This window comes from Okeania sp. KiyG1 (genome assembly GCF_014132355.1).
Lineage (GTDB): Bacteria > Cyanobacteriota > Cyanobacteriia > Cyanobacteriales > Microcoleaceae > Okeania.
Map to the genome: position 1 here is coordinate 79,848 of NZ_BLZO01000033.1, position 25,688 is coordinate 105,535.

At 36.7% G+C, this 25,688-nt stretch carries 17 protein-coding genes; 10 read left to right on the top strand and 7 right to left on the bottom strand.

What is annotated here, in order from left to right; all coding sequences use genetic code 11:
* Window positions 1-419: 419 nt before the first annotated feature.
* The 4 genes from SAGCYANO_RS05340 to SAGCYANO_RS44175 are packed head-to-tail and all read right to left on the bottom strand — an operon-like array spanning window position 420 to window position 3,546.
* A complete protein-coding gene (locus SAGCYANO_RS05340) occupies window positions 420-2,225 on the bottom strand; it encodes a tetratricopeptide repeat protein (protein WP_202219116.1) in 1,806 nt (601 codons plus the stop codon).
* Complete coding sequence (locus SAGCYANO_RS44165; protein WP_237395832.1) at window positions 2,218-2,643, bottom strand: hypothetical protein; 426 nt, start codon at window positions 2,641-2,643, stop codon at window positions 2,218-2,220. Before SAGCYANO_RS44165 ends, SAGCYANO_RS05340 begins: the two co-directional genes overlap by 8 nt.
* Before the next feature lie 21 nt (window positions 2,644-2,664).
* Window positions 2,665-3,063, bottom strand: a complete 399-nt coding sequence (locus SAGCYANO_RS44170) for a hypothetical protein (protein WP_237395834.1) — start codon at window positions 3,061-3,063, stop codon at window positions 2,665-2,667.
* A gap of 51 nt (window positions 3,064-3,114) precedes the next feature.
* On the bottom strand, window positions 3,115-3,546 hold the full coding sequence (locus SAGCYANO_RS44175; protein WP_237395835.1) for an ATP-binding protein: 432 nt from the start codon (window positions 3,544-3,546) through the stop codon (window positions 3,115-3,117).
* A gap of 974 nt (window positions 3,547-4,520) precedes the next feature.
* Between SAGCYANO_RS44175 and SAGCYANO_RS05350 the strand changes: the two genes are divergently transcribed.
* On the top strand, window positions 4,521-7,445 hold the full coding sequence (locus SAGCYANO_RS05350; RefSeq protein ID WP_202219117.1) for an efflux RND transporter permease subunit: 2,925 nt from the start codon (window positions 4,521-4,523) through the stop codon (window positions 7,443-7,445).
* A 749-nt stretch (window positions 7,446-8,194) separates the two neighbouring features.
* On the top strand, window positions 8,195-8,668 hold the full coding sequence (locus SAGCYANO_RS05355; RefSeq protein ID WP_202219118.1) for a pentapeptide repeat-containing protein: 474 nt from the start codon (window positions 8,195-8,197) through the stop codon (window positions 8,666-8,668).
* A 567-nt stretch (window positions 8,669-9,235) separates the two neighbouring features.
* Here the strand turns inward: SAGCYANO_RS05355 and SAGCYANO_RS05360 are convergent.
* The gene (locus SAGCYANO_RS05360) at window positions 9,236-10,855 is read right to left on the bottom strand and encodes a serine/threonine-protein kinase (RefSeq protein ID WP_202219119.1); all 1,620 of its coding nucleotides are present in this window, start codon (window positions 10,853-10,855) and stop codon (window positions 9,236-9,238) included.
* Between the two features lie 1,305 nt (window positions 10,856-12,160).
* On the opposite strand from SAGCYANO_RS05360, the gene pheT reads away from it, so the two are divergent.
* The 4 genes from pheT (at window position 12,161) to SAGCYANO_RS05380 (ending at window position 20,400) form a co-directional block, all read left to right on the top strand.
* Window positions 12,161-14,614: a phenylalanine--tRNA ligase subunit beta gene (gene pheT / locus SAGCYANO_RS05365; RefSeq protein WP_202219120.1), complete on the top strand. Its 2,454-nt coding sequence runs from the start codon at window positions 12,161-12,163 to the stop codon at window positions 14,612-14,614.
* 1,558 nt (window positions 14,615-16,172) lie between these two features.
* Window positions 16,173-16,931 carry a hypothetical protein gene (locus SAGCYANO_RS05370; RefSeq protein WP_202219121.1) on the top strand — a complete coding sequence of 253 codons (759 nt, stop codon included), beginning with the start codon at window positions 16,173-16,175 and terminating at the stop codon, window positions 16,929-16,931.
* 80 nt (window positions 16,932-17,011) lie between these two features.
* A complete protein-coding gene (locus tag SAGCYANO_RS05375; protein ID WP_202219122.1) occupies window positions 17,012-19,120 on the top strand; it encodes a PAS domain-containing hybrid sensor histidine kinase/response regulator in 2,109 nt (702 codons plus the stop codon).
* Window positions 19,114-20,400: a response regulator gene (locus SAGCYANO_RS05380; protein WP_202219123.1), complete on the top strand. Its 1,287-nt coding sequence runs from the start codon at window positions 19,114-19,116 to the stop codon at window positions 20,398-20,400. The genes SAGCYANO_RS05375 and SAGCYANO_RS05380 overlap by 7 nt, the downstream gene beginning before the upstream one ends.
* Before the next feature lie 713 nt (window positions 20,401-21,113).
* Here the strand turns inward: SAGCYANO_RS05380 and SAGCYANO_RS05385 are convergent.
* Window positions 21,114-22,469 carry an NAD(P)/FAD-dependent oxidoreductase gene (locus SAGCYANO_RS05385; protein WP_202219124.1) on the bottom strand — a complete coding sequence of 452 codons (1,356 nt, stop codon included), beginning with the start codon at window positions 22,467-22,469 and terminating at the stop codon, window positions 21,114-21,116.
* 1,047 nt (window positions 22,470-23,516) lie between these two features.
* Window positions 23,517-24,551, bottom strand: coding sequence for a hypothetical protein (locus tag SAGCYANO_RS05390; protein ID WP_202219125.1), 1,035 nt, complete (start codon window positions 24,549-24,551; stop codon window positions 23,517-23,519).
* 103 nt (window positions 24,552-24,654) lie between these two features.
* On the opposite strand from SAGCYANO_RS05390, the gene SAGCYANO_RS05395 reads away from it, so the two are divergent.
* Genes SAGCYANO_RS05395 through SAGCYANO_RS05410 form a run of 4 tightly spaced genes read left to right on the top strand, consistent with a single transcriptional unit; the run spans window position 24,655 to window position 25,478 of the window.
* Window positions 24,655-24,870: a hypothetical protein gene (locus SAGCYANO_RS05395; protein WP_202219126.1), complete on the top strand. Its 216-nt coding sequence runs from the start codon at window positions 24,655-24,657 to the stop codon at window positions 24,868-24,870.
* Between the two features lie 3 nt (window positions 24,871-24,873).
* Window positions 24,874-25,071: a hypothetical protein gene (locus tag SAGCYANO_RS05400; RefSeq protein WP_202219127.1), complete on the top strand. Its 198-nt coding sequence runs from the start codon at window positions 24,874-24,876 to the stop codon at window positions 25,069-25,071.
* A gap of 3 nt (window positions 25,072-25,074) precedes the next feature.
* Window positions 25,075-25,272, top strand: a complete 198-nt coding sequence (locus tag SAGCYANO_RS05405) for a hypothetical protein (RefSeq protein ID WP_202219128.1) — start codon at window positions 25,075-25,077, stop codon at window positions 25,270-25,272.
* The gene (locus SAGCYANO_RS05410; protein WP_202219129.1) at window positions 25,209-25,478 is read left to right on the top strand and encodes a hypothetical protein; all 270 of its coding nucleotides are present in this window, start codon (window positions 25,209-25,211) and stop codon (window positions 25,476-25,478) included. The genes SAGCYANO_RS05405 and SAGCYANO_RS05410 overlap by 64 nt, the downstream gene beginning before the upstream one ends.
* Window positions 25,479-25,688: the final 210 nt, after the last annotated feature.

A 25,688-nucleotide genomic window follows, 5' to 3' on the forward strand; every position in this document is an offset into this window, starting at 1 on the left:
AGCTTTATTTCCTCTAATTCTTTCTCGATAAGCATTGCCTAAATTATTTTGAGTTTCAGCCCATTGTCAAGGTAAATTTTCTTTCGTATAAACTTCTAAAGCCATGTTTAAAGAAGCAATTGCCATTTCAATATTTTCAGCTTTATTTCCTCTAATTCTTTCTCGATAAGCATTGCCTAAATTATTTTGAGTTTCAGCCCATTGTCAAGGGAAATTTTCTTTCGTATCAACTTCTAAAGCCATGTTTAAAGAAGCGATCGCCATTTCAATATTTTCAGCTTTATTTCCTCTAATTCTTTCTCGGTAAGCATTACCTAGTGCAGGATGGCAGAAATAACTAACCAGTTACAAAATCCTAAAAGTCTTACCAATAAATACTTTTGACTTTTAACTTTTGACTTCCGCGTAGCAGCACTAGATTATTTTGAATTTATGCTCATGTTGTTTAGGAAAATTTCTAAAGCTGTTTTTGAACAAACGTCCGCCATTTGAATATTTTTAGCTTGATCTCCTTTTATTCTTTCCCGATAAGCATTAGTTAAATTCTTTAGAGTTTCTGCCCTTTTAAAAAGTAAATCTTGTTTCGTATAAACCATTAAAGCACTTTTAAAACAAGTTATGGCCATTTCAATATTTTCAGCTTTATCTCCTTTTATTCTTTCCCGATAAGCATTACCTAAATTGTTTTGCGTAGTTGCCCAATCTTCAGGAAAACTTTCTTTAGTATAAATTTTTAAAGATTGATAAAAACAATTAATAGCTTGCTCTAAATTTTCTTCTTTGTCTCCACATATTCTATATATATAAGCATTGCCTAAATTATTTTGAGTTTTTGCCCAATCTACAGGAAAATCTATATAAGTTCGTACTTGTAAAGCTAGGAAATAAGTACCAATAGCAGTTTCTAGATTTTCTTCTCTTTTTCCTCTTATTCTTTGAGTATAAGCAATAGCTAGATTATTTTGCGTAGTTGCCCAATCTTCAGGAAAAGTTTTACGAGTCCTAACTTTTAATGCATATAGATAATAAATAATCGCGTGTTCTAAATTTTCAGCTTTCTCGCCAAAAATACGATTACTATAAACATAACCAAGATTATTAAGAGTATTTGCCCATTGTTCCGGAAAAGTCTCGTGGGGATGAAAATTTAAAATAGTTTCTAATCCAGTAATTGCTATTTCAAAAACATTTGACCATTTTGCCCAAGAGAATTGAGAAAGATCCAGACAAAGACTTTCTACTATTCCTAAAATTGCTTCTTTTTCTTCTGGATTAACTTCAGAACAAGTATCAATTATCCACTTTTGTAATAATCTGGCAAAAAAGTAATCTAATTTATCAATATTAGATTTAATAACAGAGTAGAGAAATTTTAAATCTCCATGATTTTCATACTCTAACAAGAGAAGCTTTCCCAGCAACAAAAAATTCTCTTTATTATCTATATCTATATCTATGTCTTTATTTTGATCTAATGCAGAATTTTCAGGTGCTTTCCTTTGTTTTTCTTGATCAAGATAACGCTCAAAATTATTTTCATAACCTAACAAGAGAAGCTTTCTCAGCAACAAAAAATACTCTTTATTATCTATATCTTTCTTTTGATAAAATAATACAAAATCTTCATATACTTTCCTTTGTTTTGCTTGCTCAATATCGCCCTTAAGTGAAACAAAAGATTGTAGTAAATCAATTTCGTCGTTATCTACAGGAAACTCAAAGACTCCAGAACGCCAATCAAAAAAATCTGGGGCACGACGCACTAAATATTTTAAGGTGTATTTCTCGATTATGAAAACTAAACAGCATTTAAAATCATCTCTAAATCTTTCCCGTTGCCAATTTATATGACCTAATATGCGTGATACCGAACCTTTTTCGTGAGAAATTTTTGGTTTTTCTTGGTCTAGTTTCATAAGTTCATCTAAATTTAAAGACTTTTCAATACCACTAATAAATAAGATATTAATTGAATTATCTTTAACCTTCTCTGCAATCAAATCATATAAATTATCAATAGAATGTTCTAATTTTAAAACATCAATTTTTTTGTCTGGAATATCTTGCTCAACTTTGCCAATAATCAAACTTTTTTGTACAGGAGTACACTTGACAAATAAAATACCAAAACCTTCACGCCAGGATAAATCACGTTTCAGGGTCAGATAAATTTCTTGTTCATCTGGTCTAAATTTTTCTATGGGACTGACTAAGTTATTACTCATTAGAAATTAATCTATTTAGTGCAGATTGAAATTCTGATGTTCCCTCAATTAAAGGATGAATATCATACCAACGTACAGGATTATCTTCTACATCAACATCTCGATATTCCAATACACAACGACGGAATAATAAACTGCGATATTCCTCATTATGATCGATATTTTTTGAGCGATAAACTTTTGCCAACTTATCCCATTCTTCAGAATTAACTGCATTTCGATAAGTACCATCTCTAGCATCACTAATAGCACGATTAACCGCTTTTATATTTATCGGAAAATCATCAACTTGACGCATTGCAGATTGCATTAATAACATCAAATCTCGGACATGACCGCCAGTCATCTGACAAAGTTTTATTCTAGTTTCTGAATTATCAAAAATTTGAGTATCAATATCAATCTCAGGGTTAACCAAATGAACCCTTTTTTCAATAATTTACTTTAATTTATCTAATCCTTTCCCATAAGATTCATTTTGACGATTTTTGACCATAATCATTGGTAAAACTTGGGGACTTGCATAAATATTTCTTAGTTCAGTTGCTTGACTTGAATAAGCTAAAGAAATAGGAATCGTATAAACAATATGACAGTTTAAAGCAGTTAACTGATTACTATAATCCAGGAAAAATTCATCGTGACTTGTTCTTTTATTACCTCTTTCAATCGGTATGATTCTATCTAAATTATCAGGAATTACAACTATTTTTGATTGTGCTTCTGGTAATTTTTTTTGAGCCTCTTCAATAAATTCATTTAAAGCAGCAATTAAATCAACACTATGATTATCAACCTGTTTTCTAATAGTTTCACGGGTACTTGGAACTCGCCTCAAACTCGTAGTTAGTTTACTAAAAACATTAATTTTAGATTCAATACTTAGCTTTTAAAACTCCATATCTGATAAAGCTAAATCCTTTAATTCATGCCATCGAGACTGTAACCAATCTAATAAAAGATTAGGAGAAGCATAAGCTTGAAGCTTCTCCAAAATATTACGAGTACAAGCCAAAATAATGTCAGTATATTGAACATCTAATTCATCAATATCTCCTTCCGTTGCTGGGAAATAAACCACAAAACAACCATTTTTTTGTAAATAATCTTCTAGACGTAATAATTCTGTTGATTTACCTACACCTCGATGTCCAGTGTAAAGTTGACAGGTAGGTTCATCTGAATAAATAATAGTCTTACCAACTTCCTTAAAAATATTATCATCTCCCCTCACTTCACTACAGTTTACATAAGCTGGATCGTGAGCAGGTAAAGGATTAAATGGGTTAAATTTATTATATATATTTTTAATTAAATTCATAAGCTGGTATCTTTAACGAAGTCAGAAGTTAGAAGTTAACCCACCCCTCGCCCCTCCCAGGAGGGGAAGTAGAGGATTTGAGCAACTCTCCAAAAATATTGTGCCTTAAAACTGGAGTTTAGACCCATGTTATTTTGAGAAAAAGGATTTATTAGTCTATGTTCATTAATGGATAATTGATAATGGATAATTGATAATTACCTCTGGCTAAAACCGTTACGGAATTGAATATAAGGAAATATTATTTCTTCTCTTGGTCGATTGGATATGTCGTAGGTTTCCTCGCCATCCCATCCTACGGAATGCTCCGCAAACGACCGCTTTTTTCCCCTTAAAAGGGTCGGCTTTAAACCAGAATTATTTAATTATTAATTATTAATTATTAATTATTAATTATTAATTATTAATTATTCGGTAATCTCTAAAAATGAGATTTTAGCATAACAACTCTAGATAGAAAATTAGATATTTTACTGAACAAATAACAAGAGGATAATTCATCTGAAGATTAATTCTTTACGATGATAATCTTGAGGGATAAAAATAATTAACCATATTCCTTAAAAAATAACTTTATGAGGAAAAAATTATGACAACAGAACCTTGGTATGATAAATAAACCATTTTAGTAAGCTTTGACAAAAGGATTATCAACAGAACAAGCTGAAACACTATGTGATTTTACCTTGAATCAGTTTCAATCTCAATATACCTTAGAAAAATTTCAGAAATTAATGAACAAAACAGTATAAGGAGGAAACGCCAGAAGAATTAATAGAAGTCGGAGAGATTTGTGCTGAAGAGTTGATAAATTAGGTGGTAGGTTTTATATCAAGTACTTTGAAAAAACCTATCCTATTATACAAAGGAAATATCTCTACTCTCTTTTCTTTTAATTAGAGCTGAGGTAATTTGTCCCAAGTTCAATTAATACCATTACGGTTCCAGGACTTTATACCTACCACCTACCACCTATGAAACAATCTAAAGCAAAAAATCTACGACAACGCTGGAATATTTCCAGATGGGCGATCGCTCAACCATGGTTAACTATTTGTTTTTGGTTAAGCGTAGTAATAGCAGGTATTTTTGCCTTTAGTAGTCTCAAATATGGTTTATTTCCAGAAGTCAGTTTTCCAGTAGTGGTAGTACAAGCAACAGCAAATTTTGACAACACTATCGAAACAGAAACGCAAATTACAACTCCCATCGAGAAAGCTGTTAAAATCCTTGAAAAAAAAGGGATGTATGAATTGCGCTCCTCAACATATCCAGGTCAAGCAGTCATCAACATAGCTTTTACCACCCAAAGCAATTTAACATCAGCAACAGCAGATGTAGAAACTACACTCAAACAAGTACCCCTCCCTCCAGAAACTAACTTAGATATAATCAGTCTTGACCTAAACGAGTCAGCAGCAATTAGCTATGCCATTATTAGTGACAGTAAAACTCTCAGGGAATTAACTGCCATTGCTCAAAATCAAATTATCCCTACTATTTCAGAATTACCAGAAGTTTTAAAAGTAAATCTACTTGGTGACTCTTCCTTAAAACAAAAAGACACTGACACATCACTTCCTAACACTTTCCCGACCTTAGTCAGTTTCAATAATCAAAATGCCATAGCTTTCCAAGTAGTAAAACGTGCTGATGCCAATACATTAGAAGCTGTAAGTAAAGTAGAAGCAACCGTAGCAAAAATGCAGTCTGACTTGCCAGAAATAAAACTCCTCTTAGCAGAAACTCAAGCAGACTATATTCAGGAAGCAACCCAAGCTACTATTGATGCTTTATTATTAGCAATTATTCTAGCAGTAGCAGTCATTTTTCCATTCTTGCGGAATTTTTCAGCCACCATAATTACAGCTTTAGCAATACCTATTTCTCTATTAGGTACTTGTATTGTCATGGCAATATTTGGATTTAACCTAGAAACTATTACCCTCCTCGCCTTAGCAATAATAATTGGAATCATTGTTGATGATGCTATTGTAGATGTGGAAAACATTGCCAGACATCTTGAAGCAGGAGAAACTCCCAAACAAGCGGCCATCAATGGTACTGATGAAATAGGTTTAACCGTTGTTGCTTCTACCTGCACTATTGCCGCAGTATTTCTCCCAGTCGCTTTTATGGGAGATACCCTTGGTCAATTTTTTCAACCCTTTGGTTTAACAGTTTCCGCAGCAGTATTAATTTCTTTATTAGTTGCCCGCACTTTATCCCCAGTATTAGCAGTGTGGTGGTTAAATGAAGTCAGAAGTCAGAAGTTTGAAGGCAGAAGTTTGAAGTCAGAAGTCAGAAGTCAGAAGTTTGAAGTTAGAAGTCAAGAGTTAGATGGAAATAATAATGAAGTCAAAAGTTATTTGAAACAAGATGGTTTATTAAATCAAACACCAATTAGAAGTCAGAAGTTAGAAGGAAATTATGATGAAGTCAGAACTCAGAACTCAGAAGTCAGAAGTTCTTTTTATAACCTAGAGAGTTTATTCAATCAAACACAACAGTTGGAGAAAACTTTATCTGATCGATACCAAAAATTACTTAACTGGTCCCTAGATCATAGAAAAATTGTCATAGCAATAGCTTTACTCAGTTTCATCCTTGGTGTGGCAATGATTCCTCTAATTCCTAAAGGTTTAGTACCACAACTAGACCGAGGAGAATTTAATATTACCTACACTTACCCTCTACCTAATTTTGCTAAAAATACTGAAAATACTCCCTCTCCCCAAGTAACTCCAGAACCTCCCGATAACTCAATTTTTGCTGAAGGAGCATTTAATTGGATTAGCGATCTAACCAAATCTCCCACTAGAATACTTTTAAGAAAATCTCGTAGAATAGCGCAAAATATCGAGGAAATTGTTTTATCCTCCCCAGAAGTAGAATCAGTATTTAGTATTGCAGGTTTCCAGGGCGAACCAAATCGTGGTAAAATATATGTAAAACTTAAAAAAGAGCGATCGCTAACTACTGCCCAAATACAAGAACAAACTCGTAAAGCTTTATCTGATTTAAAAAATATTAGTATTAGTGTTGAGGATATTCCATTTGTTGAGACTGGTGCTGGAAAACCTTTTGAAATAATGCTATTAGGAGATAATCTAGAAACTCTCTACAATACAGCTCAAAAAATTCAAACTCAAATTGCCAAAATACCAGGATTTGTCGATTTAACTATTGCGCCTCAGTATAATAATAATTTCGATAACCCGATGGAAATAACTCACCGCAGTCAAAAGCAAGTTATCTATATTACAGCTAATCTTTCTGAGGGTTTAGGATTAGGGAATGCTATAGATTTAGCAGTAGAAATAGCTCAACCAATTTTACCTCCTGGTGTCAAATTAGACTTAGGTGGAGATTCTTTGAGAGTAGGAGAAGTCTTTGGTAGTTTTTTTGTGACTTTAGGTTTCTCTGTTGTATGTATGTTGACAGTCTTAGTGTTACTTTTTGGTAGATTTTTAGAACCCTTGGTCGTAGGTTTGTGTTTACCTTTATCTATTGTGGGGGCAATGTTAGGATTATTATTTACTCAGAGTGATTTTGGCGTTATTTCCCTGCTCGGTCTAATTTTTCTCCTCGGTTTACTGGATAAAAATGCTCTGTTGTTAATGGATTATATTAATCAACTGCGTCAGTCAGGGTTAGACCGCAGACAAGCTATTTTGCAAACTGGGTTAGTACGACTGCGACCCATTTTAATGACAACAAGTTCAACAGTTTTAGGAATGTTGCCGATCGCCTTGGGATTAGGAGCAGGAGCAGAATTACGACAACCTCTAGCTGTAGCAATTATTGGAGGGTTAACTACTTCTACTTTGTTGAGTTTAATTGTAGTTCCTGTTTTGTACACCTTATTAGAAGATTGGTGGAAATTGAAATTGAGTTAGGGAGTAGGGAGTAGGGAGTAGGGAGTAGGGAGTAGGGAGTAGGGAGTAGGGGGAAAAGAATTGATAAATAAGAGTGCAATAATTGATTTGATTTTTTATGACCGCCAGATGTCTATTGGAAAACCGCTGTATGATAAAAAAAGTGGTAGTGGTACATTGTAATTATTTTTGTTATCAGACACGGTAGTGGGAGCATCTTGCTCCCTTGCGGGTAGGATGCTAGGAATTGCTTGTTCCTATGTTTACTTCTTTATTCGGTATAAAAAAATGTTCCATCTTCAATTATTACCAAATCTTTCTCCATATTCCCCTCCTGGGAGCAGTAGGGGTGGGTCCCCATCTCCCCACACTCCCCACTCGCGAGCGAGACGCTCGCACTGATACACTCGCCATTTCCCCACACTCTTTATCTAATTACACCGATGCTAAAGGATTTGATATGACTCCTGAATCCTGACTCCTCCCTTCATAATATAAATCAAGCTTCATACAAATTTATAAAATTTTAAACTTTTGTGTAGTTTTAGCTACATTTTTTCATGTTTCTGCCACTATAAAAAATATATAGCAGTCAAAGCAAAGGGTGCGGACAGTTCAAAAGTTTAAAACTCAAACAAAATAATACTTTTCCTTCTTCCTCTCTTGGTGCGCATTCCCTTGCGTCTGCCGCCGACGCGGGATCGCACCACTTCTTCCTTCTGCTATAACCATCTTTAAAAAACTAATTTTATCAAACGGAGTTAAAAAATATGGATGCTCAAAAATTCCTCAGTCGCTACTCTATAGGAAAACGTTATTTCCGAGGAATTTGCCTCAGTAATGCAAATTTGCGTGGGGTAAAATTGACTATGGTTAATCTAAATCAAGCTGATTTAAGTGGTATTGACTTAAGTGGAGCAAAACTAAGTGGAGCTGAGTTAAGTCAAGCAAATTTATCTGGTGCCGATCTGAGTTATGCAGACTTGCGTAGCGCGAATTTAAGTGATGTTAATCTCATCGGTGCTGACTTGACAGGAGCAAACCTAGCACGAGCTAATTTGAATCGAGCAGACCTGCGCAGTACTAATCTTACTGGTGCAGACTTAATTGGAGCAAACCTGAGTGAAGTAGAAATGAGTGGCGCAGATTTGACAGAAGCAAATGTTAATCAAGCAGAACTAAGTGTAGCTAGCTCTCATTTAGGTGTTTCTCGTAAATGGGTTACATGGGCAGGAAGCCATTAGATTTTGCTCGAAAAGTATAAAATTTGAGCTTATATCATGTCCGGATAAGAGCGTGATGAAAAAAACTATCCTGTCACAAGGGAGGGCAAATCTCTATCTTTTCCCTACTGCCTACTCCCTGATTTATAAGTATTCAACCGGACATGATATTACTAAGAATATCCCACGCCATTAGACGTGGGTTTCTACTATTCTCAGTCATTCTTTATCCCTAATTCCAAAATATTTTCTGCACAACCATGTCTATAACCCACATTCCGCACGTCAGTTTGTAACATTAAAAACTGTATAAATTACTTCTCAAAAGTCAAATTTTCAGTTAAATATTAAGCATAAATACTTACTGAATTATTGACTCCCATTGACCACTATAATTTTCTTCTGACTTTTGACTTTTGACTTTTGACTTCTGACTTCTGACTTTTGACTTTTGACTTTTGACTTATATTTTTATGCTATATTTTGTCGTGCGGAATGTAGGCTTAAAGCACGCGCTTGTCCTATGCAATAACAGGACTACGAAGCGAGAGAGCCCACACTATACTGAATGGTTAGTGTGGGAGTATGTCACAATCCCGAACCTCTTTTACCGTTGGGCATAATTGTCCGCCAATTAGTTTTTGCCATATCTAGTTGTCTGTCATTGACCATTGCATTAGTGAGATTAGTACCACACAGATTTGCTCCTCGTAAGTTCGCGCCACTCAAATAAGCATTTGTCAGGTCTGCATCCCTCAGATCGCATCCTGCCAAACTAGCTGTACTTAAATAAGCCTTAGTCAGATTTGTATTTTTCAGAACAGTATTAGTTAAATTAACATGACCAAGATTAGCATCAGACAGATCTGCACCTTGCAAATCACTTTGATGCAAGTTAGCTCCATAAAAATTCACCCCAGACAACTTGGCATTACGCAAATTTAGGCGACTTAAATTACAATCAGCAAAATCTCTTCTACCTTTAACATAAGCACTACGCAAGGTTGCAGCAGTCCATTTTTCTGGAGTTTTAGAGTTTAATTCTGCTGTTGTCTTTTTTGGAGAAACTGTCGTCAAATACCCTTTAGTAACTTCTTTCCTCATCTTCATCTGAGGTAGAGATCGAGTTGCAGGTTTTTTTTCTATACGAGTTTTACGTTCTCGAATTTTTTGAGCAACTTGAGTATTAGGAGACATCCAGGACAAATCATTTTCATGTTCATGAAAAACTGTTGGCTCTTTTGGCTCTTCTCTAAATGCAGTATTTAGACTATTTGAGGTCGGTTCAACCTGCTTTTTCTCAGGTTCTTTTGTCTTCAATGCTGTTAAAAGTTCTTCTGCTGACTGGAAGCGATGTCGCACGGAAACTTCTAGCATTTTCTCCAATATTTTCCCAAACCAGTCGCTAATATTAACAAGAGGACGCCAGAGAATTTCACCATTGATCTGGTCGTAACCAAGGCCGTTTGGAGTTTTTCCTGTCAGCAGAAAAATGCAAGTTACTCCTAGAGCATAAATATCACTTGCGTATACAGGTCGCAAAGCCATTTGTTCTGGTGGAGCAAAACCAGAAGTACCAATAGAAATATTTGTAAAAGCAGTTTCTCCTGTACCACCACTGGCAAGATGAGTTTGATTAACATGATCTTTAACTGCACCGAAGTCGATCAGAACTAAATGACCATCCTGACTCCGACGAATGATATTAGCAGGTTTAATGTCTCGGTGAATTACTTCCTGACTGTGGATATAACTTATTACTGGCAATATCTCAATCAAAAATTGCTTAACTTGTTCTTGATCGAGTATACCCTGTTTTTTGACTTCCTGTTTTAATGTTGAGCCACTCACATATTCTTGAACTAAATAAAAATGTTTCTTCCACTCAAAATAACCTAATAATCTGGGTACTTGGGGATGATGGCCAATTTTTCCCAGAGTTTCAGCTTCTCGCTCAAATAGTTTTCGCGACATCTCTAATACACTTGGTGTTGTTGTCGATGGACGCAATTCCTTGATTACACAAATTGGAGATCCTGGTAATGAGGTATCCTTAGATAAAAAAGTTGCTCCAAAACCTCCTTTACCAAGAGGTTGAATAATTTGATAGCGATCGCGTAAAATTAACTCTGAACCACAAGCTTGACATCTATTTACACTATTTGGGTTCTGAGGTTGAGGACAGGCAGGGTTTATACAGTAGCTCATATTATGCAAAAATATTAATTGAAATTTTTCTTTTAATAACTAATCTCTTCAACACTAATTTCACTAAACAAAGGCCAATTTATTTGGATTTACACAAAACTTATTCTCTAAAATTTCATACATCTATCGTAGTCCCGGCTTGGTGAGTCCAGATATATAGTTCATAGTATAGTTACATATATTTCCTAAACAAGAGATAGATATGCTAAACATTTGTTAAATAGGTTGATTTTAAATAATTAACTTAATAATCTAGATATATTACATTATAGTTATGTAATAGTGGGATGATAATATGATTAAAGTTTATAGTTATTTTGCCAAATCATCTCAAATCAAAAAATTCTTGATTAAGATTAAGTTGACCTCTAAATCAAATATTTCCAGAATCAGAAAAGATATTTTAGCCAGGATAGAAAAGTAGAAGTACCAAGTATTCAAAATCAGAAGTAGTTATCCGTAATACTAATGAGTTACTCGAAAGCATTAATATGACTTTTGAGTTCTGTATCTGCAAACTCCACAAAAGTCAAAAGTAGATACATATAGGTTAAGAATTTTAACTGATAGTCATTTGAGTGAATTAGTAATTAATAAAGTAACATTTGTAACTTTTACCTTTTGTGATGCTGGAACAAGAAGTTAGAAGTTAGGAATAAAGATCTAACCGTTAAAGGAAGTATTGGCATACAAAATGAATTAGTGGCTGGTTAAGGCCAACTACTAACTAAATACTACCAAATTAATGATTTGTTGGGAGTCTTAAACTCACTTATTCCACTCCCACGCCCAAAATTTAAGTACCTATCTCAATTAACTTAACATTTAATTGAGATAGGGAAAAGGGAATAGTAAGGGAACCCTGTATCGATCATAAAACAAATAACGGTTTCTTTGCCATATCTCATTGACCATCAAGGCCGACATTGACATCCTCCCGACGCTGCTCTACGAGAAAGCGCGGCATTCCCTATAGATAAATTAAAAGTTTGACAAATTATGACCCCACCCACCCAGGACTGTTTCATTCTCGATAGACACGGGGACGCACCAGACACGGAGACACGGAGACACGGGGACACGGGGATGGAGACTTTTAATTTATGATTAAAAGTGGACTTTTCACCCAAAGAAGTAGAACTGCCCATAACTGTCTCCCCATCAGGCTTTGAGAGAAACGCCAAAATTTAGAATGAAACAGCCCTGCCACCCACCAGAGAGATAAAATGTTACTTGAAGTTATAAATATGGCCTAAGAGCAAATATCTTGCTCTACTGTGCCTCAAGATCGGGAATTACTAAAGAATGCGTATCTCTCTGAACTGGTTGCGGGAACTGGTAGACATCAAAATTTCTCCAGAAGATTTAGCCGAAACTCTGACAATGGCAGGTTTCGAGGTAGAAGAAATAGAAGATCGAAGTACCTGGGCAACCGGGGTAGTTGTAGGAAAAATACTAGAAGCTAATAAGCATCCTAATGCTGATAAACTCCAAGTTTGCCAAGTAGACATTGGTAAAGCAGAGCCATTAAATATTGTCTGTGGAGCGGCGAATGCTAAAGCCGATATTTATGTGCCAGTAGCAACTATTGGTACTTATTTGTCGAAAATTGACTTAAAAATTAAAAAGAGTAAACTACGAGGTGTCCCCTCTGAAGGGATGATTTGCTCCTTGGCAGAATTGGGCTTAACAAAAGATTCTGAAGGAATTCATATATTTGAGTTAGAAAATCCACAGTTAGGCAGTGATGTTCGGCCTTTACTTGGGCTAAATGATGTCATTTTAGACTTGACAACAACGGCAAATCGTGCTGATGCTCTCAGTATGATTGGCGTTGCTCGAGAAGTGGCTGCCTTAACAGGAGCATCTCTGAGAATACCAGAAGCGTCTGGCACTCTGATTACAGGCCAAGAAAGCTCCTGCAGTCTGAAAATAGATATCTCAGAGTCGGCAGCTTGCCCGGTCTATATTGGTACTGTCATTGAAGGAGTAAAAATTGCTTCTTCTCCAGGATGGTTAAAACAACGATTGGATGCTGCAGGTATCCGGTCTATCAATAATGTAGTAGATGTTACTAACTATATTTTGTTAGAGTGGGGTCAACCGCTTCATGGGTTTGACCTAGATAGGTTAATAACTCTGACAGGTAATGAGCAGTTGACAATAGGAGTTCGTTATGCAATGTCTGACGAATCTCTGACTACCCTAGATAGTCAAAAGCGCACCCTGGAAGCTGAAACATTATTAATTACGGCCAATGATAAACCAGTGGCTTTAGCTGGGGTAATGGGTGGAGAAGAAACGGAAGTTAATGACAATACCACAAACCTATTATTGGAAGCAGCAATTTTTGCTCCGATCGCTATCCGTCGTTCAGCTCGGACTCAAGGTTTGCGTACAGAAGCATCAACTAGATATGAACGCGGGGTTAATCAAGCTGAATTAGCATTGGCCTGCCGTCGTGCTATTATGTTGATTACTGAATTAGCTGGTGGAAAGACTACTACTCAAGAAACTTTTAGCACTACAGCAGAGCATCTGACAGTAACTCGCGAATTATCCCTCCGTCTCAACCGAATTAATGAAGTTTTAGGACCACTGAAGCGCGGAGAAGATACTTTGTATGAATCTTTTCTCCAACCAGAAGAAGTGGAAGGTATTCTCACTTCTTTAGGATGTGGTTTAATTAAATCGGAAACTACAGAGGAGGTAGTTTGGAATGTGACAGTACCTCCGTATCGTTATCGAGACCTAGAACGGGAAATCGATCTTATAGAAGAAGTTGCCCGTTTGTATGGATATGATAATTTCTGCGAAACTCTACCTAGCAAAAGTGCTGCGGGTTATTTACCACCGGAACAGTCTGCGGTGCTGAAGCTCAGAGCGGCTTTCCGTGGAGCTGGGTTAACTGAATTGATGCACTATTCTTTGGTTAAGCAAGGTGAGGAAAATCAAATAGCGATCGCTAACCCTCTATTTGTGGAATATTCTGCTCTCCGTACAGAGTTACTAACTGGACTTATTGATGCTTTTCAATATAATCTCGAACAAGGAAATGGAGCATTAAATGGGTTTGAAATAGGTCGTATTTTCTGGAAACAGGGAGAAAATTTTGAGGAAGCAGATGCGATCGCTGGAATTATTAGTAATGCTCCCAAAAGTTGGACTCTAGGTGGTGGGGAACAACCTTTAAGTTGGTTTGAAGCTAAAGGTATTTTGACACAAGTGTTTGAACGACTCTATTTAGCAGTTGAGTATAAACAAAGCTCAGAAAATCCTTTGTTGCATCCAGGGAGAACAGCGTCATTATGGTTGGAGGGTAAGTCACTTGGTGTATTCGGGCAATTACATCCTCAACTACGACAGGAGCGAGAGTTACCAGATGAGGTTTATGTTTTTCAACTAAATTTAGAGCTACTTTTGTCAGTGATGACTCAAGCAGATATGTTGAGGCGCAAGTTTAGCGGTTATTCTACGTTCCCACCTGCTGACCGAGATATTGCTTTTTTTGTGTCAGTTGAGGTGTCTGTGAATGAGATTAAACAGGTAATTTCTGAGTCTGCTGGAAAGTTATTAGAGTCAATAGAATTATTTGATGAATATCGGGGTGAAAATGTACCCGAAGGTCAAAGGAGTTTAGCATTTCGGTTAATTTATCGGACGAGCGATCGTACTCTTACGGATGCAGATATTGACCCAATTCAGCAAAAGGTTCGAGATGCTTTGGTTGATAAATTTCAAGTAAATCTCAGAAGTTAATATTTGTAAGTTATTGTTGGTAGTTCATCATCGAAATCAAAATGATGAATTATCAACAATAAATACATCTATAGAGATATCCTCCAAAAGAGGGAATAGGGAATAGGGAATAGGGAATAGGGAATAGGGAGAAATTTATCAGAACCTTAACCAAATTATCGTAAGCATTTCCTGCGGAATGCTGCGCAAACAGCTATTAGCAGTCAGCTCGAGCGCAATAAAAATGAATGAAGCAAGCACTTGCTTAACTTCTACTATAGCAATGAGCGCTGGTATATTTACAAATTGCAGGAGAGGCCAAATAGCTAAAAGTCTTATGTTATCGTCAACTGATTCCCCCTGTTGCCTGTTGCCTGTTGCCTGTTGCCTGCGCACAGCGCTATACATCAGGACTTACGCATAACCACCATATCTAGTAGGGGCACCTGCGGAGTATGCGCAAGCAAACGGCCGAAAGCTTGCGCATAACTATCGTTAACGCCCCTACAGATGGTGTATAATTTGATATTTTGTGTAATATCATGTCCGGATAATTAGTGATGAAAAAACTTATCATGAGTGCTTAAACAGTAAATCTTTCTATTTTCCCCTCCACGGTCGGGGAGGGGCGAGGGGTGGGTTCCCTACTCCCCTACTCCCCTACTCCCCGTACGGACGCCCTTATGCAACGTCCCTACCCGCTCCCCTACTATTTTAATAATAAGTATTTAACCGGACATGATATAAGTCCTGTACATTTTTCAACAAAGAATTGAAGCACAAGAACAACGAGATTAAATTGTCCACTAAAGGTAATAAAGCTGATAGCTGTTAACGTTTGCGTAGCATGACAAACGGAAAGTTCCGACTTTATGAGGCTAGCTGACTGCTGTTTGCTTACAAATTATCAGCTTATCTCTGTAGCTATTTTTTCATTAATAGATTAATATTAAGGTAAGCATTTCCTGCGGAATGCTGCGCAAACAGCTATTAGCTGTCATCTATTAGCTATCATGAGGGGGTTTAAATGAATATAGACTGTTTTAGCAGACTTTGATAGTAAATATAAATTCTATCTCAATTAGTAAAGATTTTATCTCAAACTAAAAGTAATAGCTGTTTGCGTAGCATCCCGCAGGGAAGTACTGATAACTGACGGTTGTTTGCGCAGCATTCCGTAGGAAATGCTTACATATTAAGACAGTTAAGATAATATTAATTGTTCAAATTTATGAATTATTACCGAATAATTAAGGTTTAAAGCCTCTCCTTTTAAGGAGAAACAAGCGGTCGAGGGATGGCGAGGAAACCTGCGCCATATCCAATCGACCAAGAGAGAAAAAATTTTCCTTTGATTCAATCCTCTTCCTTTTAGGGAGAGGTAATTATCAATTATCCATTATCAATTATCAATTATTGAAGGAGCTTAATTCTCCCAATTTAGACAACTTGAATACCATCAAGTTAAATGTAATTTAATATAATTTTGAGAACTACCAAAAACAAAGTTTAAAAAAATGAATTTTTTCCACAAAAATAAAAAATTACTAAAAAATCTAGCTTGACAAGCAAATTTGGATTGATATTACTAATAATCTTAGGTTATTTAGGGAACTATTTCAAATTACCTTTATTCTTTGGGGTAGATTTTCTCTTCGGTAGTATTGCAGTTTTTATTATAGTCGAACTCTATGGAGCTATATGGGGAACAATAGCCGCCTTAATTGTCAGTAGCCACACATACTTCCTCTGGCACCATCCCTATGCGATCATTACCTTTACTCTGGAAGCTATGTTTGTGGGAATAATGTTAAAGCGTCGCCGTCTGCAAAATATAGTCTTGCTAAATGGAATATATTGGCTTGTAATGGGGATGCCTCTAGCAGTATTACTTTACGGATTAGTGTTGAACGTAGGTACAACACAAACTGTATTAATTATGATGAAGCAGTCAATTAATGGCTTCTTGAACGCCTTAATTGCTAACTTAATTGTCAGTTATTTACCCATACGTCAACTGTTGAAATTATCTCAATCTTACAAAAGAATCTCTTTTCAACAAACTATTTTTAACTTATTAATCGCATTTATTTTATTACCCGCTTTAATCCTCACAATATTTAATGGACAACATATACTGACAATAGTAGAAAAAGATATTCAAAAAGAACTGAATGCAGCAACAATTCCTCTGGTAAATAATTTAAAGTTTTGGTATCAAAAGCACTTGTACGCTGTTGAAGAGTTGGCAAAAATAGCAGCTCAAGTACCTGATAATGAAGTATTTACTTTCCAACAAAGTACATTAGTAATGAAAAAAGCATTTAGCTCTTTTTAAGAGTATATGTTACTGATGCTAAGGGGAATATAATTGCTGCTGAACCAGCATTTAATGAATTTGGAGAATCATTACTCAACTTGAACATATCCGAACAGTACCCTTGGAGCAAACTCGCTACAGAATTGCAACCACAAGTTATAGATATTCATATAGCACGACCATCTACTGCACCCCATATAGATATAGTAATACCAATAGTCAAAGATAATAGCTTCAAGGGAATAGCTCATGCTTCTCTAGACATAGCTGAGTTAGATAAACTCCAGCAACTAAATACTCAAGTAAAAGAAATAGAAACAGTACTGGTCGATCGCGAAGGATATATCATTACTGAGAGTAACTCAGAGGTAACTACGGAGAAAAAATTTGACTTACTGGAAACAGGAAATGTGGAATATAATGGAGATATCTTTAAGTGGCAACCAACAACACCAGGAATGCCAGAGATGAAACGATGGAAAAAATCTTTATATGGAAAAAAGATACAAATTAGTGCCGATCTTCCTTGGACTCTATATGTCACCTTACCCACAGGACCCTACATAGACTTTTTAGAAACGAGTTATATTAAAAATCTGGTGACAATGCAAATAATTGCAGTGGTAGGATTAATCATATCAGTCCTGGTCAGTAAAAGATTAGTAACGCCGTTGTTAAAACTAACACAAGTTACTACAGACTTACCTCAAAAGCTGCTGTATCAAGAAATTCCTATAGGTTTGCCACGAAAGAGTAGAATCGCAGAAATTAATGCTCTCACGGCTAACTTTCAGTCAATGGTATTAGCTTTACAGGAAAATTTTACTGAAATTAAGCACACAAATGAATCTCTAGAAAACCGAGTCAAAGAAAGGACTCAGGAACTACATAAAAAAAATCAAGACCTCAGTGCAGAAATTCTGCAACGTCGCCGGATAGAATCTATTTTGAGCGATCGCGAAGAACGCTATGCACTTGCTATATCTGGTACAAACGATGGTATTTGGGATTGGGATATACAAACAAATCAGGTTTACTATTCACCTACCTGGATGAGAATTATTGGTTACGAAGACGATCCACTTCCTCACACTTTATCTACTTGGTCAGATAATATACATCCAGACGATCTAGAAGCAACTATCACAGATGTAGAAGCACATTTATCAGGGGAAACAGAACGTTTTCAGAATAACCATCGCATCAAACATCGGGATGGACATTATGTCTGGATATTGACCAAAGGACAACGTATTTGTGACGAATCAGGTAAACCCTATCGTGCTGTTGGCACAATAACAGATATTACAGAGAAGAAACAAGCAGAAGACCGAAGCAGAGCTGCTAAAGAAGAAGCAGAAATTGCTAACCGAGCCAAAAGTGAATTTCTCGCTACAATGAGCCACGAGATCCGGACTCCAATGAATGCAGTTATTGGGATGACAGGTTTACTGTTAGACACAGAGCTAAACCCACAACAGCAAGATTTTGTCGAAGTTATCCGCAACAGTGGAGATGGTTTGTTGATCTTAATTAATGATATTCTTGATTTCTCTAAAATTGAATCTGGTAAACTAGATTTAGAGGAACAACCTTTTAATCTCCGAAACTGTATAGAAGAATGTCTAGATTTGTTAGCTCCAAAAGCAGCTGAAAAAAAATTAGAGCTAGCTTATCTAATACAATCACAAACTCCCGAGCTTATAGTAGGAGATGTAACTCGATTACGTCAAGTATTAGTTAATCTCCTCAGCAATGGAGTCAAATTTACAGAAACTGGGGAAGTAGTAGTATCAGTAACAGCTTCACCTCAAAATCAAGATTTAGACTCTTCGCCAAAAATGGGTTGTCCCATTCCCGAACGAACAGAATGTCTAGAATCAAATATTCCCTGCTCTCCTATCTACGAAATACAATTTGCGGTTAAAGATACTGGTATTGGTATTCCTCAAGATCGTATGGATCGTCTGTTCAAACCTTTCAGTCAAGTTGACGCTTCTACAACCCGTAACTATGGTGGCACAGGATTGGGGTTAGTTATTAGCAAGCGGTTAAGTGAAATTATGGGAGGAAAGATGTGGGTAGAAAGTGAAGCAGAAGTTGGTTCGACTTTCTTTTTCACTGTAGTAGCTACTGCTGTTGCTGAAAATTCATGTCTTGCTCAGAATTCAGAAACTGAAACAATATTAAAAATAAACATTTGTTAATTGTAGATGACAATGCTACTAACAGGCAAGTGCTAACACTTCAAGCAGAATCTTTATGTATGATTTCTCAAGCTGTGAGTGGTGGGCAAGAAGCGATAAATTTATTACAGTCAGGACAGAAATTTGATTTTGCTATTCTAGATGTACAAATGCCTAAAATGGATGGCTTCACTCTAGCTAATAAAATTCGCAAGTTACCGAATTGTCAACAATTACCTTTAGTTTTTCTCAGTTCTCTCAGCCAAGAATACTCAAGTCAGAATGCTCATATCAATGCTGCTGCTTATCTCAACAAGCCAATTAAACAATCTCAACTAGAAAAAGTTTTAGTAGGTCTTCTGACAGGGGGTATAGTTAATAGTACCCAAAAATCTAAAATTCAATCAAATGTCAAGTTAGCAGAAAAATTACCTCTGAAAATTCTATTAGCTGAAGATAACGTCGTTAACCAAAAAGTAGCAATTAATATTCTCAAAAATTTAGGATACCGAGCTGATGTTGCCGCTAACGGGTTAGAAGTATTAGTAGCTTTACGTCGTCAATCTTATGATGTGGTATTTATGGATGTACAAATGCCAGAAATGGATGGTTTGACTGCTACACACAAAATTTGTACTGAATGGGAGAAAGAAAAACGCCCCCGTATTATCGCAATGACGGCAAATGCAATGCAGGGCGATCGGGAAAATTGTCTAGCTGCTGGTATGGATGACTATATTAGTAAACCAGTTCGCTTAGAAGCATTGACTACAGCTTTAAGTAAATGCTATATCCCAGAAACAACAACTGAACAAGATGTTTTATCTCAACCAGAGTTAGAGGGAGTCATCGATCTAGCAGTGTTGCAAGAGTTGAAGAAAATTGCTGGAGGTGAATCAGAACTTTTAGTAGAAGTAATTGATTGCTATTTGGAAGATTCACCTAAACTGTTAGATGAAATGAGTCAAGCAATTAAACAACAGCAGGCAAAATTACTACAAAGGTCTGCTCATAGCATGAAATCTAGTAGTGCTTCTGTGGGAGCTAGTAATTTGTCTGAGCTTTGCAAAAAGTTAGAATATATTGCCCGTGAAGGTACAACAGAAGGAGCGGATAAGATTTTATCTCAGGCGCAGGCAGAATATAGACTGGTTGAGACTGCCTTGCGGTCTGAGCTTCAAGCTATATTTAGGGTTTGGGGAGTGGGGAGTGTGGGGAGTGGGGGAGTGGGGAGTGGGGAGTGGGGGAGTGGGAGAGTGGTGGAGTGGGGGAGTGGGGGAGTGAGGGAGATTGAATATTGAAGTATTGAAGTATAGTGATAAACAGATAGTATATAAAAAGAAAAAATTTTCCTTAAGCGTTAGTCCCCTTCTTTCAAGGAGAGGTCATTTCAGTTATCAGTTATCAGTACCTCTAGCTGTTTGCGCAGCATGACCTAGGAAAGCAAGAGGCTTGATATAAGGAATAGTCTCTTTTTGTTATCCCTTTAAAAAGGGAGGCGCATACCCAATTTTTCGGTAATATTAAATCCGTTGGTTTCTAAGTAATAAAATTTCTATCGCCATTCATACTCAAAACTCAGGTTTTGTAGGGTTTGCTGACCAAACCCCTACAGGGTGTGAATTGTACCGATGCTACCAGATTTGATATATAGCGCTGTGCGCAGGCAACAGGCAACAGCTCCGGAAGGCAACAGGGAACCCACCCTCGCCCCTCCCTCCCAGGAGGGGAATAAAAAAACGATAATATAAGACTTTTAGCTATTTGGCCCCTCCTGCAATTTGTAAATATACCAGTGCTCATTGCTATAATTGTTAATTATTAATTATTAATTATTAATTGTTGAAGCATAACCAGCACATATAGTAGGGGTTAACGGCCGTTAACCCCTACAAATGGTGTATAGCAAGGAACGAGTTGCTTAGGACTTATGCAGATGATGAATCTTAGACTAGGAAATGTTTTTCCAACTGTTCCCTATTCCCTATTCCCTATTCCCTATTCCCTGATTAAATTAAGCTTCAGCAGATGATTTACTTGTCACTAGAGGAGTATAGCGACCATCGCTTTCGTTATTTTTATTGCTTCCTTTTTCAGTGATCAGACGAGCACCACCTTGACCAGTAAAGTAACTCCAGGCCCACTGAATCATCACAATGAGTTGGTTGTCAAACTCAATCATATAGAAAACGTGAATAAACAACCAAGCTACCCAAGCTGGGAAACCAGAGAAACGAATTTTTCTATATTGTACAACGGCTTGGTTACGGCCAATAACTGCCAAACTGCCATAGTCAGTATAGTGGAATGGAGGCAAAGTCTGATTTTTAAACCGCTTTTTAATCAGAGTCGCTACATAATCTCCTTCCTGCATTGCTGCTGGTGCAACTCCAGGTACTGGTGAGTCTCCCTGATGAGAGAAGTTAGCCAAGTCTCCAATTACAAAGATGTTGGGATAACCAGGTATTGTCAGGTCTTCATTGACAAAAACACGACCTGCACGGTCTAATTCTGCTCCTGTGCGATTAGATATTGCTTGAGAAATTGGTGATGCTTTAACTCCTGCTCCCCATAATATTGTATGAGCGGGAATATCTTGGGTTGTCTCTCCAGAGCGAACGGTGATGATATTATTTTCTATATTAGTCACTCGTGTTTTAGTCAACACAGTGACTCCCAATTTCTCCAGTTCTAATTTTGCTTTAGCTGACAAAGCAGGTTTGAAATAAGGTAAAATTCTTTCTCCGCTTTGAATTAAGTAAATTTGAGCTTCTCTGGTATCAACAGAACGATATTCTTCTCTTAATTTAGTGTGAGCTAGTTCTGCTAAAGCTCCTGCTAATTCTACCCCTGTTGGACCTGCACCAACGATCGCAAAGGTTAACAGTGCTTTTCTTTTTTCTGGATCTGATTCTTTTTCTGCAGCTTCAAAGGAGGCAAATATTCTACGACGCACTTCTAAGGCGTCTTCTACTGTTTTTAGTCCGGGAGCTTTTTCTGACCAATCATTTCCAAAATAATTCTGGCTAACACCGGTAGCCATGATTAATGTATCGTAATCTAGTTCGTTATCTCGCAAAAAGAGTTTTTTCTGTTCGGGATCGAGATCCACAACTTCACCCATCAGAACATGGGTATTTTTCTGTTCTGCAACTACACCGCGAAGGGGAGAAGCAATATCTCCGGGAGAAAGACTGCCTGTAGCTACTTGATAAAGTAATGGTTGAAATAGATGGAAATTTCTTTTGTCAACCAAGGTTACTTTGACAGGTGCTTTTCCTAGCTTCAGAGCTGCTTCTAGCCCTGCAAACCCACCTCCAACGATGACAACATGATGAGGAGATTGATGCTTTTCCTTGTTTAGACTCATAGTTATTTCCCTCTTTCGACTTAGTAATTACTATTTAACTAGCTATCAGCTATTAGCTATCAGCTATCAGCTATCAGCCTAAAAATTTGCGCAATTAGGTATCTGTTTGCGTAAAATTTAGGACTGAAAAGCTTGGGTAAAACGTCCCCTACTTCTAGCTTGTCGCTTAATTTTAGGAGGGGTTTAAATCCCCTTTCCGTTCCCGAATTCTCTGCTTTCCGCGCAAAGTTGACTGCTGACTGCTGATTGCTGAACTGCTGTTTGCGCAGCATTCCGTCAGGAAACGCTTTTTAATAATAGTGACTTTTTTTTAGTCTTTAATGGTCGTTATATTGCAACCTTAGTTTCAAAATATCACAACTTTTAAAAGGGTTTTAGTATCAAGAGTTACTTTTGTTAACTTTCAAAAACATTTATTTTTTTATTGACAAAAATAGCTTTTTCAATATAATTTTAAGCACTAAACAATCTAAAATTGATAATCAATTAACATAATTATACTTAAAAACATGGTTTTTGCCAGGGTAAATCTTAAAAACTACTGCTAATTAAAGAGATAATATATTTATTAGTTGCAAGTTAGATGTATAATGGCTTTAATATTTTTCCAGAGTATAAAAAAGAGTAAGCAAATTAAGTCAAATGACTCTCTGTAGCTTACTCTACACAGACAGTTAGGAAGTATATTGAGAGCCAGACCGGAAATTCAAGAATTTAGAATTTAGAATGCGCGAATTTAGAATTACCTCTCCTTGAAAACGGATAGGATTGACGAACAGGAAAACTTTTATTTATTATCCCCTTAAAAGGGGAGGCTTTAAACCACAATATTTCCGTAACTACAGGTTAAAATCCGCGTGTCGTTATTCAACCAGGGGTTAAAACACTCCGGCTAACTTCTGAGCGCCTGTTTTTCTGTTTCAGATCAAATCCGTTTAATTGGACATAAAAAAAATTCGACCATTGCCATAACTACGCTCATCTTGTCTTATCTTTCTACTCCTGACTCCTGACTCCTGACTCCTGACTCCTAGAGACTTAAGCATTCTATAACTGTTTAACCGGATTTGATATCAGCAACTCAGAACATTCTTGCGAAATTTCCTGAAAAAGCTTTTGTTGAATAGCCACAAACTCTGAAAAACCTTGTAAAGCCAATTTTTGAATTTCCCTATCTGACTCAGTTCTATATTTTGCAACTAAATCAAGAGCTTCAAGTGCCAACTGAAAATGTTCAGCTTCGACCCCAACACCTTGATGTTTACCGTGAATTACAATCCAATACCAGGGACTAAACTGACCTTGCTCAACTTCAACCTTCCCATTGATTTGACGAAGGTAAGCATCAAAACCAAGATTACGGTTGTCGTGTCTGACAACTTTATCAATAATCGAGTATTCGCGATGAGCAAGCACTTCCGATGCTGCATGAAATCCTATGGCGCGAATTAGTTCAATAACATTACCTGGTACCCCTTGATATCCTTGAACTGTCTTATCTAAAATTTCTAACATCCAATCTGGGAGCATAGAAAAAGTGTTTCGCTCGTCCACCGTTAGGCTAGCATAATCACCAACAGCTCTTAGAGTTGCTTGCGCTAAAGTACGGTGAGGTACAAATTTTGCACCTCGATCAGAGTGTTCATCAATGGTCGCTGCAAATACTTTTGCTGCAATTTCTAATCCTCGGTCAGCTTCATCTACAACAGGATTTGAGGAACTATTGAACAGATGACGAGACAAGCCAATTGAACTAGCTAAACGAGCGACTAAGCTACCTGCATAGCCGTTAAAATGAGTATATCGCTGCATAAATAAGTACAGAGACTTCGGATGTTGTACTGCTAATTGACTAGCTAATTCTACGGAGCGATCGAGATTAGCAAAATCAAATAAATCATCAAGTTGGTTGATGGACAAGACCGGACTAACAGAGGAAATCGTTGGAATCTTACTATCATCTGAATTTGGTTCTCCTACAACATTAGGAAATACAGGGCAAGGAGCGTCATCACCTGCAAAATCAGTATTAATCAAACTACTACCGTTCGCAATTACTTGTGCTTGTGCTTCACTAGACATTTTTGTAAGACCTCATTAAAATTAGATTAAGAAGATTTTGCGGATAGGACTCGCTCATAATAAAGGAAATTCCATAACTTATAATAACATAGGGCTTTGTTGCATGAAAGTAGCGTTCTTAACATCCATTCGACAGTTATATCGCCCTGTTTCGCAATTATTACTATTTATCTATTGGACAATAGTTATTGCTCTGCACAGAAAGCGATCGCCCTGTTTCGCAATTATTACTATTTATCTATTGGACAATAGTTATTGCTCTGCACAGAAAGCGATCGCCCTGTTTCACAATTATTACTATTTATCTATTGGACAATAGTTATTGCTCTGCACAGAAAGCGATCGCCCTGTTTCGCAATTATTACTATTTATCTATTGGACAATAGTTATTGCTCTGCACAGAAAGCGATCGCCCTGTTTCACAATTATTACTATTTATCTATTGGACAATAGTTATTGCTCTGCACAGAAAGCGATCGCCCTGTTTCGCAATTATTACTATTTATCTATTGGACAATAGTTATTGCTCTGCACAGAAAGCGATCGCCCTGTTTCACAATTATTACTATTTATCTATTGGACAATAGTTATTGCTCTGCACAGAAAGCGATCGCCCTGTTTCACAATTATTACTATTTATCTATTGGACAATAGTTATTGCTCTGCACAGAAAGCGATCGCCCTGTTTCACAATTATTACTATTTATCTATTGGACAATAGTTATTGCTCTGCACAGAAAGCGATCGCCCTGTTTCACAATTATTACTATTTATCTATTGGACAATAGTTATTACTCTACAGAAAGCGATCGCCCTGTTTCACAATTATTACTATTTATCTATTGGACAATAGTTACAGCAGTTTCCGCACGTTATTGTTGTACATATGCGGAGCAAGCGCGGCAGCTATATACTTTCATGCAATAAAGCCATAACATAGTCAGGACTTACGTAAAGGCACTATTTATAGAGTCCAAGTACCATTAGACAATAGTTTTGAGCGCTATATATAGCGTATCTGCGTAAGTCCTAATAGTATTAATTTAGAGTTGTTGGGAAATCAAAAATGAAACTACTCAAAAGCTTACTATAGCAGGCAACAGGCAACAGGCAACAGTGGGAAAAACATTGCCTAAT

Excerpts from the sequence above, each read along its gene's own strand:
- SAGCYANO_RS05340 (WP_202219116.1), bottom strand. The coding sequence starts at position 2,225 with ATGAGTAATAACTTAGTCAGTCCCATAGAAAAATTTAGACCAGATGAA.
- SAGCYANO_RS05355 (WP_202219118.1), top strand. The coding sequence starts at position 8,195 with ATGGATGCTCAAAAATTCCTCAGTCGCTACTCTATAGGAAAACGTTAT.
- SAGCYANO_RS05395 (WP_202219126.1), top strand. The coding sequence starts at position 24,655 with ATGAAAGTAGCGTTCTTAACATCCATTCGACAGTTATATCGCCCTGTT.
- SAGCYANO_RS05360 (WP_202219119.1), bottom strand. The coding sequence starts at position 10,855 with ATGAGCTACTGTATAAACCCTGCCTGTCCTCAACCTCAGAACCCAAAT.
- pheT (WP_202219120.1), top strand. The coding sequence starts at position 12,161 with ATGCGTATCTCTCTGAACTGGTTGCGGGAACTGGTAGACATCAAAATT.
- SAGCYANO_RS44175 (WP_237395835.1), bottom strand. The coding sequence starts at position 3,546 with ATGAATTTAATTAAAAATATATATAATAAATTTAACCCATTTAATCCT.
- SAGCYANO_RS05385 (WP_202219124.1), bottom strand. The coding sequence starts at position 22,469 with ATGAGTCTAAACAAGGAAAAGCATCAATCTCCTCATCATGTTGTCATC.
- SAGCYANO_RS05390 (WP_202219125.1), bottom strand. The coding sequence starts at position 24,551 with ATGTCTAGTGAAGCACAAGCACAAGTAATTGCGAACGGTAGTAGTTTG.
- SAGCYANO_RS05350 (WP_202219117.1), top strand. The coding sequence starts at position 4,521 with ATGAAACAATCTAAAGCAAAAAATCTACGACAACGCTGGAATATTTCC.